This is a genomic window from Bacillus sp. FH, assembly GCF_052216825.1.
In the GTDB taxonomy this organism is placed as follows: domain Bacteria; phylum Bacillota; class Bacilli; order Bacillales; family Bacillaceae_G; genus Bacillus_A; species Bacillus_A paranthracis.
In genome coordinates this window covers 1,907,723-1,922,197 of the sequence record NZ_JBQOUU010000001.1, presented here as the reverse complement: position 1 = coordinate 1,922,197, position 14,475 = coordinate 1,907,723, and the positions used below count along the sequence as shown (strand labels likewise).

Genomic DNA, 14,475 nt, shown 5'->3' with positions numbered 1-14,475 from the left:
AAGAGCTGGATGAGCCAGCTCTTTTTTATGCTTTATGTTGGGACAACATGTGTCGGTAATACGTTCATAATAGATTGGGTTGCGCCTAATTTCTTTGTCGTTAAAAGAGGCTCCCCTGTCTCATGATTTTGGGCATCTTTACACATACCAAGGTGATAACGATCACCTAAAAATGGATCAATATAAAAACCGTTTTTGAATACTTTATCATTCGGATGTTTTTCATGGTGAATATCAGAGCAGTTAATGCAATAGAACATAGCGTTCAACCCCTTTTTATTTTTGTTTGAAAAAAGTGAGTAGGTAGTCATTTCGCTCCTAAGGAAATGTTGAGGAGAAGAGAAATAACTACCTACTCAAATGGTGGGCATATTCCTTCTGATTTTTCATATCTCGCGTAGTGTCCCTGAGGGAAGGAGGAGAGACGAAATACGCATGATATACGTAAGGCGCTTCTTCCAAGATGAATGATGGAGTTTCATGTTGAGAGAAGTTTTTATTTTTTGTTGCCTTTGTGAGTATATTATGAGGAAATGTTCGGAGGGTGTTTGTCCTGTTGAAAAAATGTTGAGAATTTCTCAACAGTAAAAAAGAGTTAGCGTTGACATGAAACTAAAAGGTGTTATATTATCGAAGTGTAACCAAAAGGTGTTATATTTGAATGCCGAATAAAGGAGAATGGAAATGGAACAACAACATACATTAACTGACATTAAACAAACGATCGTTTTTAACGCGTCTATTCAAAAGGTGTGGAATGTAGTATCAACTGCAGAAGGGATTGCCTCATGGTTTATGCCAAATGATTTCGTATTAGAGGTAGGACATGAATTTCATGTACAATCACCATTTGGACCATCACCATGTAAAGTATTAGAAATCGATGAGCCAAATCATCTATCTTTTTCATGGGATACAGATGGCTGGGTTGTTTCATTTCATCTGAAAGACCTAGGAGATAATAAAACAGAATTTACGTTAATTCACGGCGGCTGGAAACACCCTGATGAAATTCTTCCGAAAGCGAATGCGAAGAGCTCTATTATTCGCGACAGAATGAGCGGAGGCTGGGTAGCGATTGTAAATGAAAAACTGAAAAAGGTTGTCGAAGACTAAGTGTCCTCATCAGCAGCGAAATATGATGTGTTTCAAGCAATTGCTGATCCAACCCGCCGAGAAGTAATACGGTTATTAAGTGATAAAGAGTTACCGATTTCCAAAATAACGGATCATTTTCCGATGAGTCGTACTGCGGTTGTAAAGCACCTTCATATTCTTTCAGAAGCGAATTTAGTAAGTGGAAGAAAAAGCGGAAGAGAGAAAATATATCGCTTGCATCCAGAACCATTAGAGGAATTACAACAGTGGCTCTCGTATTATGAACGTTTTTGGGATAATAAATTGTCCATGCTGAAACATATTGTGGAGAATGAAGAGTAAAAGAGGATGACCATTTTGGTCATCCTCTTTCTTATTGCTCACTCGTTTGTGTAGCGGGCTTTAATAAAAGCCAAGCGATAATTAATGTACATACTGCCAATACAAAAGTACTCATATAAATGACGTGTACACTTGATGCTAATGCGGATTGCGATTCGGTTACTACGTTTGTTGTAGTACCTCCATGTCCGCCAGATACAAGATCAAGGTTTTTAATACCACGTGCGTGAATCATCGTATTGAAGATTGTACCGAATATTGCCGCACCTAACGTTTGGCTAAATGTATTAATAAATGTGTTTAAACCAACGGCTGTTCCACGTGTATGAGCTGGTACGGCTGCTTGAATTGTTACCATGTAAATCGGTGTCACAAGCCCCATTCCTAAGCCGAATAATCCGACTGCCACATAAATAAGGAACGATGGTGAATGTGTTGATAATGTAAATAATAAGAACGTAGCGACTGATAAAATGCTAGCCCCAAGTAAAATGATTTGTTTCGTTTTTAATTTTCCTACTAAGTTACCAGAGAAAATAGCTCCAAATGTCCACATAACAGGGATTGGCATTAAAATAAGTCCGGCTTCTGTTGCATTTTTTCCTAATACACCTTGGCTCCAAATTGGAAGGTACATTGTAATACTAATAATCATTGCGCCAGCGATAAGCGTTAATATATTAATCGTAGATAATGTACGGTTAGAGAAAAGTGCTAGCGGAATTAATGGTTCCGGAGATTTTTTCTCGATGAATAAGAAAATAATGAATGAAACGACGGCGAAGATTAATAGGCCGATAATTGTTATATCTCCCCAGTTTTGCTTACTGCTACCTGTTAATAATGCGTATAGTAGAGCAATCGTACTTAGTGAGAATACTGTTGCACCAAGATAGTCGATATGGTGCTTAGCAGGCTTAATAGATTCTTTGTAGTAAATGGCAATCATTAAGCAAGCGATAATTCCAAATGGAACGTTTAAGAAGAAGATGTAGCGCCAAGATAGAGAATCAACTAAAAATCCACCTACTAATGGCCCGATAACACCTGAGACGCCCCAAACAGCACTTATCCATCCTTGTGCTTTTGCGCGGTCTTTCGCTTCGTCATATAAGTCACCAATGATTGTCATAGTAATTGGCATGACAGCACCAGCACCTAAACCTTGAAGGGCACGAAAGACGATAAGTTGTTCCATCGATGTAACGACACCGCAAAGTGCAGAACCGACTAAAAAGATTGTAGCTCCAATAAGTAAAACTTTTTTACGGCCAAATAAATCAGCTAGCTTTCCGTATATTGGAGTTGAAACCGCTGTGGCAAGCATGTAAATTGCGTAAACCCAGCTAACAAGTTCAACGCCGGATAAATCACTCGTTATACGAGGGATCGCTGTACTAACAATCGTTCCTTCTACAGCAGAAAGAAACGTCATTAGCATTAAAGACATCATGACTTTTTTTCTCATATGTTTTCCCCTTACCCTTTTTCAAATATTCAACAATATAAAATATAAAGGTACTAAGGTAAATAAAGCAACAAAAAAGCAATGGAAAGTTAAGGGGAGGGGATATTTGTCGTTTTTTGTCGGTAAGTCGATATATTTGAAAAATCGCCGATATAAGTAGCAGAATCGCTGATATATTTGGAAAATCGCCGATATAAGTAGCAGAATCGCTGATATATTTACAGAATCGCCGATATAATTTCATGTACCTATAAAAAAAGAAACAGGAATCCCTGTTTCTCAGTTTAATATTGCATTTTTGCATTTTCTCCAGCTGTTGTTCCGGCAATTCTACCAGTAACGAGAGCAGATGTAATGTTATAGCCACCAGTATAACCGTGAATATCAAGAACTTCCCCGCAGAAATATAAGCCGTTCGTGAATTTAGACGACATTTCTTTCGGGTTAATTTCTTTAACGGATACACCGCCGCCAGTAACGAATGCTTTTTCAATTGACTGCGTACCATTTACATTTACAGTAAATTCTTTAAAGTCTTTCACAAGTGCACGAATCTTCTCGTGAGAAACTTGTCCAGCTTGCTCGCTGCCATCAATTTCATTTTTTTCTAATAAGAATAGGAAGTAACGTTCAGGAACATAACCTTTTAACACGTTTTTAATTCCTTTTTTCGGATCTTCCTTCATTTGTTTCAGCATGCGCTGGAATAGTTGTTCACTATTTTCTTCTGGCAATGCATCGATGCTCATTTGCACTGTATTCGTTTTGAACTTTTTCAGTGCTTTTACAACGAATTGACTACAGCGAAGGGCAGCAGGACCAGATAGGCCGAAATGGGTGAAGAGCATGTCCATTTTGTGAGAAATGATAGCCTTTCCTTTCGGGTTTAATACGCTTAAGTTTACATCTCGTAAAGCGAGGCCTTGTAGTGAACGGTCTCGAATAAATGGTTCGTTTGACAGGATTGGTACTTCTGTTGGGAATAATTCTGTAATTGTATGACCAGCTTTTTCTGCCCAAGCATATCCGTCTCCAGTAGAACCAGTTTGAGGAACAGATTTTCCGCCAACAGCGATAACGACGTGATTTGTTTCTAGCACTTCGCCAGTCTTTAGTACGACTGCTTTCGTTTGACCATTTTCATATTCAATCGTTTCAACAGGTGTATTCGTGCGGATCTTTACACCTAAATCTTTTAATCGTGTTAAAAGTGCGTCTACTACCGATTGGGCTTTATTTGAAACAGGGAACATGCGGCCATGATCCTCTTCTTTCAGTTTTACACCGAGATTTTCGAAGAATGTAATAATATCTTCATTATTAAAAATAGAAAAAGCGCTGTATAAGAAGCGGCCATTTCCTGGTATATGTTTAACGATCTCATCAAGTGGTAGACGGTTCGTTACGTTACAGCGGCCGCCACCAGAAATCGCAAGTTTACGCCCTAGTTTATTTCCTTTATCAAGAAGTAAGACGCTTGCGCCTTCTTCTGCAGCACCGATTGCAGCCATTAGCCCAGAAGGCCCACCGCCGATGACAATAACATCATAATGCATAATATATCGACCTCATTTTCTACATTTCCTGCCTAAAAGAATAGCATGTTTTCCCTTAAAAGAAAAATAGAGTGAAGTACTGCTTAAGGAGAGAATTGTGGTACAATACAAAAGTTAGAGTTCAGCACTATCCTGCTATTTGTGGGCCATAGGACTAAAACCTTAAGAGTTAGGGGAAGTCTAATAGTTCTCGAATGCTCGAATAGTTCAATTTATTATAGTTTCACTTTATGTAGATGTAGGAGGATTTTTGTATGTCCGATTCGAAATTTCTGCGCGGAACGCTTATCGTTACGTTAGGGACATTTTTAGTGAAGTTCTTAGGCATGATTTACGTCTTTCCGTTTCATGCATTAGTAGGGACAGAAGGCGGAACGCTCTATACATATGGATACATTCCATATACGATCTTTTTAAGTATTGCAACGGCAGGGGTGCCGCTTGCTGTTTCAAAATTCGTTTCCAAATATAATGCGCTTGGCGATTATAAAACGAGCCGGAGAATGTTCCGCTCGGGAATGGTTATGATGATAGTAACAGGAGTTCTTTCATTCCTAGTACTGTACATGACGGCGCCGTTGTTTGCAGAAGCAATGCTTGGTAAACAAAGTGTACACAGTAATATAGGAGAAGTTACGACGATTATTCGTCTTGTAAGTTTTGCGCTTATTGTTGTGCCGGCAGCGAGTTTAATTCGTGGTTATTTCCAAGGTCACCAATCGATGGGACCAACTACTGTTTCGCAAATTATTGAACAAATTATTCGTATCGTCTTTTTATTAGCGGGTAGTTTTATCGTTATTAAAGTACTTGGTGGTACAGTTGCAACAGCAGTTGGGGTAGCGACATTTGCTGCATTCGTTTCAGCAGTTGGAGCGCTCGGTGTACTCATTTGGTACTGGCTAAAACGTAAAAAACATTTGGATCAATATTTAATTGAACAAACTGTACCAGAATCGACAGTGAGTACTGTTCAATTATTTAAAGAATTATTTGCATATGCGATTCCTTACGTTGTAATTGGGTTAACAATTCCTTTATATCAACAAATTGATACATTGACATTTAACTCAATTATGCAAGCGATTGGCCAAGGTGATATTGCAGAGCGAGCGCTCGGTATTTTCACAATGTGGACGCATAAATTAATTATGATTCCTGTATCACTTGCGACAGCGTTTAGTTTAACGCTCGTACCAGCGATTACAAAATCATTTACTGAAAAGCAATACCGTTATTTAAAGTTACAAATTACACAAACATTCCAGGCAAATATGTTCTTAACATTGCCAGCAGTTGTCGGTATTTCATCACTTGCCTATCCGATTTATACTGCATTTTACGATTCAGATCCATTAGGTGGACAAGTATTAATGTGGTATGCACCGGTTGCGTTGTTATTTGCTTTATTTACAGTAACAGCGGCAATTCTGCAAGGTATTAACCAACAAAAGCATGCGATTATCGCACTTATAATGGGTGTTATTTTGAAATTTGTATGTAACGTAATCTTTATTCGTTATTTCGGTACAGTAGGGGCGATTCTAGCAACAGCTGTTGGTTTCTTAGCTTCTGTTTGGTACACAAATCAACAAATTAAAAAATACGCACACTATTCATTCGGTGTTGTATATAAGAGAACGTTCCAAATTGCAGTATTAACATTTGTAATGGTTGTGGTCGTAAAACTATCACAATGGGTTCTATCCTTCATGATTTCGCCGGATGGCCGAGTTGGCGCTCTTATTACAGTTGCGATTTGTGCAGGTCTTGGCGGTCTCGTTTACGGATTGTTAGCAATTCGCACAGGAGTACTTGAAAGAGTATTCGGCGGAGAAGCGTTAGAGAAAATCCAGCGTAAACTTGGCAATAGATTTAAAATAAAGTTGAAATCAAAAGGGGCGTAATTACGTCCCCTTTTCTATGATAAATAAAGAAGGTGAAAAACGTGAGATTAGATAAATTATTAGCAAATATGGGATATGGAAGTAGAAAAGAAGTAAAGAAATTATTGAAAGACGGCGTTGTGAAAATTGATGGAATACCGGTGAAAGATGCAAAGGTTCATGTAAATGTAGAAGAACAAGAAGTTATGATTCACGGTGAAGTCGTGGAATATAAAGAGTTTGTCTACTTAATGATGCATAAACCACAAGGCGTTATTTCAGCTACAGAAGATGATAATCATGAAACAGTAATAGATTTATTAGAGTTAGAAGATGCGATTTTTAATCCGTTCCCAGTGGGAAGACTTGATATTGATACAGAAGGTTTCTTATTAATAACAAATGACGGGAAGTTATCACATCAATTGTTATCTCCGAAAAAGCATGTGCCGAAAAAATATTATGCACACGTTGCAGGAGTAGTAACGGAAGAGGATGTAAAAGAGTTTGCTAAAGGTGTTATTTTAGATGATGGCTATGAAACAAAGCCAGGTGCACTTACAATATTAAAAAGCGATGATATTTCTGAAATCGAGCTTGTCATTACAGAAGGAAAGTTCCATCAAGTGAAGCGTATGTTTGAAGCGGTAGGGAAAAAAGTAGTCTACTTAAAGAGAACAGAGATGGGGCCGTTAGTGTTAGATGAAGAGCTAGAACTTGGACAATACCGAGAGCTAACAGATGAAGAAGTAGAGATGTTAAAAACATATCAAGTAGATACTGAGAAATAGTGCTATTTTTAGGCGCAGAAAAGACCCCTTTCTAATGAGTTAGAAAGGGGTATGTATTTATTTACATACAATTATTTTTCGTTATGAGGTCATTCTCACTTTCTTTCCTGTTGTTGTCCACTTACCGCGGCAAGGGCTATACACGAGTTCATTAAACTGCAACACATTTAGATCACGTTGTATCGTTCGCGGTGTGATCCCGAACTCATCTACAAGGTCTTTCGTCGTTACCGTTCCGTTTTCATTGATGTACATATAAATTGATTTAATGCGTGTTAGCATACGAGTAGTTGTAGGTTTCAAGAGAAAACCACTCCTCTACTAGTTTTTTTGACCCCATTCAGGAAAGAAGGTCGTTACTACCATTGTACTCTACATGATAAAATTCATGCTTTAATCTACTTAAATTTTACAGAAATTTAACAAATATTCATATAGAAAAATATTGGTAGTTGACATTGTATATATGGTCAGTCAACTAACACATAAAATTCTACGTAAAACGCCAAATTCCTGCAAATTTTTTTGAAAAAATAAAAGAAAAACTAATAAGAAATATCTGAAATATTACAATTGTTCGGTATTTGGTTTTCGTATATGGCATAAGAGATTTCGGTTTGTTATGATGAAAGAAACAATATAGTGAAGGATGGATGCGTGATGTCAGCAATTAATTGGAAAGAAGAAGTTGCAAAACGAAAAGATGATTTAATTCGTGATACACAACAATTTTTACAAATTAAAAGTGTATGGGAAGAAGAGTCGGCGAAAGAGGGCGCACCATTCGGTGAAGGTGTAGAAAAAGCTTTATCTTTCATGTTACATAAAGGAGAAACGGAAGGCTTTACTTCTAAAAATTTAGAAGGGTATGCAGGTCATCTTGAAATGGGACAAGGAGAAGAATTAGTAGGTATTCTTTGTCACGTTGACGTTGTACCAGAAGGCGATGGCTGGACGACTCCTGCATATAGTGCAGATATTCGTGATGGAAAGATTTTTGCACGTGGTGCAATTGACGATAAAGGCCCAACGATGGCAGCTTATTATGCGATGAAAATTGTGAAAGAATTAGGTTTACCTCTTTCAAAACGTGTTCGTATGATTTTAGGAACAGATGAGGAAAGCAATTGGAAATGTGTAGATCACTACTTTAAAAACGAAGAAATGCCAACAATCGGTTTTGCGCCAGACGCGGACTTTCCAATTATTAATGCAGAAAAAGGAATTTCTGATATACAAGTTGTGCAAAATGGTAGTGAAGAGAAGAAAGGTACATATGAACTTGTTTCATTTGAGTCAGGTCGCCGTTTAAATATGGTTCCTGATTTTGCAGAAGCGGTTGTTACAGGAGAGGATGTAAGTGCACTTACAGTAGCATATGAAGAGTATTTACAAACTGCTAAAAAAATAGGTGAAGCAATTGTAGAAGGTAATACAGTAACGTTGCAAATTAAAGGGGTTTCAGCTCACGGATCTACTCCTGAAAAAGGAGAAAATGCAGGTTTATTACTGGCAAACTTCTTAACGAAAGTTGCTCTTGATGGAAAAGGGGAATCGTTTGCGACATTTGTAGCAGCAACATTTATTGGTGATATTTATGGTGAAAAGGCTACTATCGCTTATAAAGATGAGGTTAGTGGTCCGTTAACAGTGAATGTTGGTCGCCTTTCTTATACGAAAGAAAATGGTGGCAATTTAGGATTAAACGTACGTTACCCAGTTACGACTAACTTTGAAGAAATGATTGCAAAGTTAAAAGAATATGTGGGTACTCATGGATTTGAAGTAGCTGATTATTCAAACTCTCGTCCGCATCACGTTGATAAAGACCACGTATTAATTCGTACGTTGCAGCGCGTATATGAAGAACAAACAGGTGAAAAAGCAGAACTATTAGCAATTGGCGGTGGTACTTACGCTCGTTCGTTAAAAGCTGGTGTTGCATTTGGCCCATTGTTCCCTGGAAAAGAAGAACTTGCGCATCAAAAAGATGAGTATATTGAAATTGAAGACTTATTAAAAGCAACAGCAATTTACGCGCAAGCAATTTATGAATTAGCGAAGTAATGGATATATAAATAATAAAAGACCGTCCCGATACATTCTTTGGGACGGTTTTCTATTACGTGTCGTTTGTTGGTAAGCAGATGTTCCTTGTCGAAATGTCGATATCATTTCATCTATTAACGCGACCTGAACTTGGTTAGACTTGTAGGGAAGTTGGATTCTTTTTAATGGAATGAGATAAGAAAGAAAAGCAACAATAGAAAGAAGGAGAAGATGTACATGGAACTGCATTATTTTGTCGCGATTACGTTACCAAATCATATAAAAGAAATGCTGTCTAACTATAAAGAGGAAATGCAAGAGGAATTACCATTTCGTTCATGGGTACATAAAGAAGACTATCATGTTACCCTTTCGTTTTTAGGTAGTGCGACAGAGGAACAATTAGAAGGAATAAAGAATGGATTACAAACACTTATACAAATGAAAGAACTATCGTTCACATTACAAGGATTTTCAACGTTTGGTATGGAAGACAGGCCGCGTATTTTTTGGGCAAAGGTAAGAGGAAATCAAGATTTGTTTCAATTGCAAAAGCGAGTACATGTTATGTGTGAAGAGAATGGATTTTCTTTAGAAACACGCCCATATCATCCGCATATTACTGTTGCACGTAAATGGGTAGGAGAAGAAAAGTTTAATTTAGAACATATAAAGGAAGTGCCTGAAATATCATTTCAAGCGGATACGATTACTTTATACGAATCTCACGTAAAGGAGACACCGAAATATAAAGCAATTGCTGAAATAAAATTACAAAAATAGAATGTATGAAAACGTTTTTTATACAGGTGAATATACTATAAAGAACAATGTGTTACTGTATAGGGCTTCGCTGATAAGAAAAGCCTTATCATTTGCAGCTCGTTTCATTTTAACTTTAAGAATGATGGTGATTTTTTTATGTTGAAAGTAAAACGTCCATTTGATGCCTATTTAGATGAAATGAACAAAATTACAATTTTGCTCCCACATGCGTATGGAACAAGTCGGACATTTCGTTTGCAAGAAGGAAGTAACGTGAAAGATTTACCGATTGCTCATACAATTGCGCTTCCGGATGCAACGAAGTATGAGTGCTTTATAGAAGAGCCGCTAGATGTGGGGAAGTATTATACAGTACGAGATGAACGGAATGAAGAAACAGATTTACAAATAGGTGCTGTCATAAGAACAGCGATTTTCGATGAAAAGTATTATTACGAAGGTACAGATTTAGGGGCAGTACACCAAAAGGAAGCAACTACATTTAAAGTATGGGCTCCAACTGCGAGGCTTGCGAAAGTAAGAATTTATAAAAGTGATAAAGAATATACCGATCACGAAATGCACAGAGAAGAAAATGGGGTATGGGCTCATACATTACAAGGCGATTTAGCCGGAGAAAAGTATACATTTCTTGTTTGTATAAATTTAATATGGAACGAAGCTGTGGATCCTTATGCAAAATCAGTGACTGTAAATGGGAAGTACGGCGTTGTTATTGATTTGGAAAAGACGAATGTAACAAAGCGAGGGCAATTACCACCTTTACAAGCAATGACAGACGCCATATTGTATGAACTGCATATTCGTGATGCTACTATTCATCCGAATAGTGGAGTGAGTAAAAAAGGAACATATAAAGGGCTAATGGAAGAAGGAACAACAGGACAAAATGGGACGTTAACAGGTTTGTCTCATATAAAAGATTTAGGTGTTACACATGTTGAACTATTACCTTTATATTGTTTCGGTGGTGTAGATGAGGCAAACCCTTCCTCTGCGTATAATTGGGGTTACAATCCATTATATTACAACGCACCAACGGGATTTTATGCTACAAATCCTTCTGACCCGTATAACAGGATCGTAGAGTGTAAACAGCTGATTGAAACATTTCATGAGCACGGTATTAGAGTGATTATAGATGTAGTATATAATCATGTGTATGAAAGAGAGCTATCGTCATTTGAAAAGCTTGTTCCAGGATATTATTTTCGTCATGGTGAAAATGGTATGCCCTCTAATGGGACGGGAGTCGGAAATGATATAGCATCTGAACGGAAAATGATGAGGAAATTCATTGTAGAGTCTATTTTATATTGGCTTACAGAGTACAATGTTGATGGATTTCGGTTCGACTTAATGGGAATTTTAGATGTTGATACAATCAATATAATAGAAAAAGAAGTGCGAAACATAAAGCGAGATGCACTGCTATTAGGAGAAGGATGGGATCTACAAACACCACTTCCTCTAGAGGAAAAAGCAACGTTAAATAACGCAAAGAAAATGCCGCATATTGCGCAATTTAATGATCAATTTCGTGATGGGATAAAAGGGAGTACCTTTCATATAAATAAACGTGGTTTTGCATTTGGTGGGTATGTAGACTGTAATCATTTGCAGTATATTGCATCAGGAAGCCTTTTGAGTATGAAAGAAACAGGTTTGTTTCTAGAGCCTGTGCAAAGCATTAACTATGTAGAATGTCATGACAATATGACGATGTGGGATAAACTAATGCGCAGTAATGAAGAGTCGGAAGAGATTTTGAAAAAACGTCACGTGCTAGCAACTGCAATGGTGATTCTGTCGCAAGGCATCCCTTTCTTACATGCTGGGCAAGAGTTTTATCGTACGAAGCAAGGAAATGAAAATAGTTATAATGCAAATGATGAAATTAATCAATTAGATTGGGATCGAAAAGAGAAAGAAATAGAGACCGTTAACTATATAAAAGGTTTAATTGCGATTCGTAAAGAGCACGGAGCATTCCGGTTACAAAATGCAGACCTAATAAAAAAGTATATGACTTTTTTGCAAACATCTCCAGAAGTACTTGCATATCATTTAGAAAATGTAGAGTCATTTGGACCGTGGAAAGAAATTGTCGTTTTATTTAATAGCAGTTTAGAAGCGAAAACGGTGCAACTGCCGAAAGAAGAAACGTGGCATGTGTTAGTAAACGAAAAGCAAGCGAAAATAGAGCCAATTTCTTCATTTAGAGGAAAGGAACTTAGGCTCGCTCCAATTAGCACGTATATATTGACGATAATGTGACAAATCGCTACTTGACGATGAGAATGTAATAAATGTAGAATTGACAAAGGTGACGATTTTGATAAGTTGTCATTCTATGGCTGGTTTTGTAAAATAAAATAGAGAATTTTTGGCTTATGCCAAGTTTTCTTTTCATTTACAGTAAAATATATATGAATCCACAACATGTGTAGAAATGTTGCGGTTTTTCTTTTCATAACTATAAAAGATAAGGATTTGTTAACGGGTAATGAATATGGAATGGTTGGAACAATTATTAGGAAAAGAGTGGAGTCTTGTACCGGCTGGTGGAGTAACGGGCGATGCATATATTGCGCAAAACGGACAACAGAAGTTATTTTTAAAGCGGAATACATCGCCCTTTTTAGCGGTATTGTCAGCAGAAGGAATTGTTCCAAAATTACTTTGGACAAGAAGGGTAACGAACGGTGATGTAATTTCTGCTCAAAAATGGCTTCCGGGACAGAAGTTAGAGCCAGAGGATATGAAACTAGAACGTGTTGCGAAACTTTTGAAGAAAATACACTCCTCTAAAGCACTTGTGCAGATGATTCAGAGACTTGGGAAGCAGCCGCTTCACGCACAAGAGTTATTACAACAACTGCAACTTGTTTTAAGAGGAGATATAAGGGATGAGGAAACAATTCAGCAAGGTCTTCAATATTTAATGGATTCATTAAAAGATATTGAATACAATGAATTCGTTGTATGCCATTGTGATGTAAACCATAACAATTGGCTATTGTCGGATGAAGATGAGTTGTTTTTAATTGATTGGGATGGAGCTGTAATTGCTGACCCAGCTCTAGACCTCGGTATGTTATTATATTGGTACATTCCGCGCCAAGAATGGAGTGAGTGGCTCGGTTACTATGATATTGAAATGGATGAATCGCTGCTTAAACGTATGAGATGGTATGTGATAGCACAAACGATTTTGTCTATTCAATGGCATACAACAAAAAAACAGCAAGCAGAAGCTGAATATTGGCATCAATATTTACAGCAACTACTTGCTTCAGAGTAATACTTAAGAAAAATTGTCCATTCCAGCAATCCACTGAGTAAGTTGTTCTTGATTATTGGAAATGTGGTTGTCCAAATTAGAGGAAGATTTACCCGATTGACTATAAGAATATACATCGTTTAGCATTGCTTTAGCGTCACTACTTATATTATCGTTTGCGAGTAACGATTGAATGAGACGCTCTAATTGCTCGCATTCAGAAACTGTCCCGCAACAATCACTTTGGTGATTGACTAAAATATCTTTCAGCACTTCTAATTGATGTTGTTGATTAATTGGCATGAACGGATCATCCTTTCGATTGTTTTTCTCTTCTTAGAAAAGTAAGAGAAAAAGCTGTTTCGTCATGGAATGTTTAATGCTGTATGTAGTTTTTATCAAAATGGTACATCTTATACTTGAAAGAAACGGACCGAGTGCTCGTACGTACTTGGTTTTTTGTTTGGTAGATTGATTAAAAACAGAAAGAAGGAATTATTCCTTTAAAATAGCTATGTAAAGAGAGGGAAACATCTATGCGTTTAAGACATAAACCATATGCAATGGATCGAATTAATGAGTATTCACATATCGTAATTGGAAACCCAGAGGAGCGCGCTGGTAACTGGAAAGAAGTATTTGGAAATGAGCAACCCATTCACATCGAAGTAGGTACAGGTCGTGGCCGCTTTATGTATGATATGGCAAAAGCCAATCCACATATTAATTATATTGGAATTGAAAAATTCACAAGTGTTGTTGTAGACGCACTTGATAAATTAATTGAAGAAGAATTACCGAACTTAAAGTTAATTAATAAAGATGCTGAAGATTTAACAGTTTTCTTTGCAAAAGGTGAGATCGATCGCGTGTATTTAAACTTCTCAGATCCATGGCCAAAGAAACGTCATACGAAGCGTCGTTTAACGTACAAAACGTTTTTACGCAATTATGAAGAAGTGTTAGTAGAAGGCGGAGAAATTCATTTCAAAACAGATAACCAAGGTTTATTTGAATATTCTCTAATGAGTATGGCGGAGTATGGTATGTTACTAACTTACTTAAGCTTAGATCTTCATAACAGCGACTTTGAAGGTAACATTATGACTGAGTACGAAGAGAAATTCTCTAGTAAAGGTCATCGCATTTACCGAGTAGAAGCAAAATATCGTACAGAGCCTATGCAGTAATGCATAGGTTTTTTTGTGTCTAAAAT

General features: G+C 37.2%; 14 protein-coding genes. 9 read left to right on the top strand and 5 right to left on the bottom strand.

Features of this window, described 5'->3' with window-relative positions; genetic code table 11:
• Window positions 1-32 precede the first annotated feature (32 nt).
• Window positions 33-260, bottom strand: a complete 228-nt coding sequence (locus tag ACTT1L_RS10195; RefSeq protein ID WP_000498984.1) for a DUF3973 domain-containing protein — start codon at window positions 258-260, stop codon at window positions 33-35.
• 424 nt (window positions 261-684) lie between these two features.
• Here ACTT1L_RS10195 and ACTT1L_RS10190 point away from each other — a divergent pair, with 424 nt between their 5' ends.
• The gene (locus ACTT1L_RS10190; protein WP_442821893.1) at window positions 685-1,116 is read left to right on the top strand and encodes an SRPBCC family protein; all 432 of its coding nucleotides are present in this window, start codon (window positions 685-687) and stop codon (window positions 1,114-1,116) included.
• On the top strand, window positions 1,117-1,440 hold the full coding sequence (locus ACTT1L_RS10185) for an ArsR/SmtB family transcription factor (RefSeq protein WP_000098837.1): 324 nt from the start codon (window positions 1,117-1,119) through the stop codon (window positions 1,438-1,440).
• Window positions 1,441-1,471: 31 nt separating this feature from the next.
• Here the strand turns inward: ACTT1L_RS10185 and ACTT1L_RS10180 are convergent, their stop codons facing one another.
• Together ACTT1L_RS10180 and ACTT1L_RS10175 are read right to left on the bottom strand one after the other, a co-directional pair.
• Entirely contained in the window at window positions 1,472-2,908 is a 1,437-nt protein-coding gene (locus tag ACTT1L_RS10180) for an MDR family MFS transporter (RefSeq protein ID WP_001228033.1), read from the bottom strand.
• A gap of 284 nt (window positions 2,909-3,192) precedes the next feature.
• On the bottom strand, window positions 3,193-4,464 hold the full coding sequence (locus ACTT1L_RS10175; RefSeq protein ID WP_000558878.1) for an NAD(P)/FAD-dependent oxidoreductase: 1,272 nt from the start codon (window positions 4,462-4,464) through the stop codon (window positions 3,193-3,195).
• 254 nt (window positions 4,465-4,718) lie between these two features.
• On the opposite strand from ACTT1L_RS10175, the gene ACTT1L_RS10170 reads away from it, so the two are divergent.
• Window positions 4,719-6,371 (top strand): putative polysaccharide biosynthesis protein, encoded by a 1,653-nt coding sequence (locus tag ACTT1L_RS10170; RefSeq protein ID WP_071743047.1) that lies wholly within the window; start codon window positions 4,719-4,721, stop codon window positions 6,369-6,371.
• 41 nt (window positions 6,372-6,412) lie between these two features.
• Window positions 6,413-7,141, top strand: coding sequence for a pseudouridine synthase (locus ACTT1L_RS10165; RefSeq protein ID WP_001234931.1), 729 nt, complete (start codon window positions 6,413-6,415; stop codon window positions 7,139-7,141).
• Between the two features lie 81 nt (window positions 7,142-7,222).
• Here the strand turns inward: ACTT1L_RS10165 and ACTT1L_RS10160 are convergent, their stop codons facing one another.
• Complete coding sequence (locus ACTT1L_RS10160) at window positions 7,223-7,444, bottom strand: DeoR family transcriptional regulator (RefSeq protein WP_000805512.1); 222 nt, start codon at window positions 7,442-7,444, stop codon at window positions 7,223-7,225.
• 357 nt (window positions 7,445-7,801) lie between these two features.
• Between ACTT1L_RS10160 and pepV the strand changes: the two genes are divergently transcribed.
• From pepV to ACTT1L_RS10140, 4 genes are all read left to right on the top strand, one after another.
• Window positions 7,802-9,208, top strand: coding sequence for a dipeptidase PepV (gene pepV / locus ACTT1L_RS10155; protein WP_086707813.1), 1,407 nt, complete (start codon window positions 7,802-7,804; stop codon window positions 9,206-9,208).
• 219 nt (window positions 9,209-9,427) lie between these two features.
• A complete protein-coding gene (gene thpR / locus ACTT1L_RS10150; RefSeq protein WP_000418993.1) occupies window positions 9,428-9,973 on the top strand; it encodes an RNA 2',3'-cyclic phosphodiesterase in 546 nt (181 codons plus the stop codon).
• A 138-nt stretch (window positions 9,974-10,111) separates the two neighbouring features.
• Window positions 10,112-12,253: a type I pullulanase gene (gene pulA / locus ACTT1L_RS10145; protein ID WP_000921716.1), complete on the top strand. Its 2,142-nt coding sequence runs from the start codon at window positions 10,112-10,114 to the stop codon at window positions 12,251-12,253.
• A gap of 229 nt (window positions 12,254-12,482) precedes the next feature.
• A complete protein-coding gene (locus ACTT1L_RS10140; RefSeq protein ID WP_001055736.1) occupies window positions 12,483-13,280 on the top strand; it encodes a phosphotransferase family protein in 798 nt (265 codons plus the stop codon).
• 3 nt (window positions 13,281-13,283) lie between these two features.
• Here ACTT1L_RS10140 and ACTT1L_RS10135 read toward each other — a convergent pair whose 3' ends face one another.
• Window positions 13,284-13,562: a YtzH-like family protein gene (locus ACTT1L_RS10135; protein WP_001122234.1), complete on the bottom strand. Its 279-nt coding sequence runs from the start codon at window positions 13,560-13,562 to the stop codon at window positions 13,284-13,286.
• Window positions 13,563-13,795: 233 nt separating this feature from the next.
• Between ACTT1L_RS10135 and trmB the strand changes: the two genes are divergently transcribed.
• Window positions 13,796-14,449, top strand: coding sequence for a tRNA (guanosine(46)-N7)-methyltransferase TrmB (gene trmB / locus ACTT1L_RS10130; RefSeq protein WP_001239380.1), 654 nt, complete (start codon window positions 13,796-13,798; stop codon window positions 14,447-14,449).
• Window positions 14,450-14,475 lie beyond the last annotated feature (26 nt).

Bases quoted from the DNA above. Each gene is read 5' to 3' on its own strand.
- ACTT1L_RS10195 (WP_000498984.1), bottom strand. From the start codon at position 260: ATGTTCTATTGCATTAACTGCTCTGATATTCACCATGAAAAACATCCG.
- ACTT1L_RS10135 (WP_001122234.1), bottom strand. From the start codon at position 13,562: ATGCCAATTAATCAACAACATCAATTAGAAGTGCTGAAAGATATTTTA.
- ACTT1L_RS10180 (WP_001228033.1), bottom strand. From the start codon at position 2,908: ATGAGAAAAAAAGTCATGATGTCTTTAATGCTAATGACGTTTCTTTCT.
- thpR (WP_000418993.1), top strand. From the start codon at position 9,428: ATGGAACTGCATTATTTTGTCGCGATTACGTTACCAAATCATATAAAA.
- trmB (WP_001239380.1), top strand. From the start codon at position 13,796: ATGCGTTTAAGACATAAACCATATGCAATGGATCGAATTAATGAGTAT.
- ACTT1L_RS10190 (WP_442821893.1), top strand. From the start codon at position 685: ATGGAACAACAACATACATTAACTGACATTAAACAAACGATCGTTTTT.
- ACTT1L_RS10170 (WP_071743047.1), top strand. From the start codon at position 4,719: ATGTCCGATTCGAAATTTCTGCGCGGAACGCTTATCGTTACGTTAGGG.
- pulA (WP_000921716.1), top strand. From the start codon at position 10,112: ATGTTGAAAGTAAAACGTCCATTTGATGCCTATTTAGATGAAATGAAC.
- pepV (WP_086707813.1), top strand. From the start codon at position 7,802: ATGTCAGCAATTAATTGGAAAGAAGAAGTTGCAAAACGAAAAGATGAT.
- ACTT1L_RS10175 (WP_000558878.1), bottom strand. From the start codon at position 4,464: ATGCATTATGATGTTATTGTCATCGGCGGTGGGCCTTCTGGGCTAATG.
- ACTT1L_RS10140 (WP_001055736.1), top strand. From the start codon at position 12,483: ATGAATATGGAATGGTTGGAACAATTATTAGGAAAAGAGTGGAGTCTT.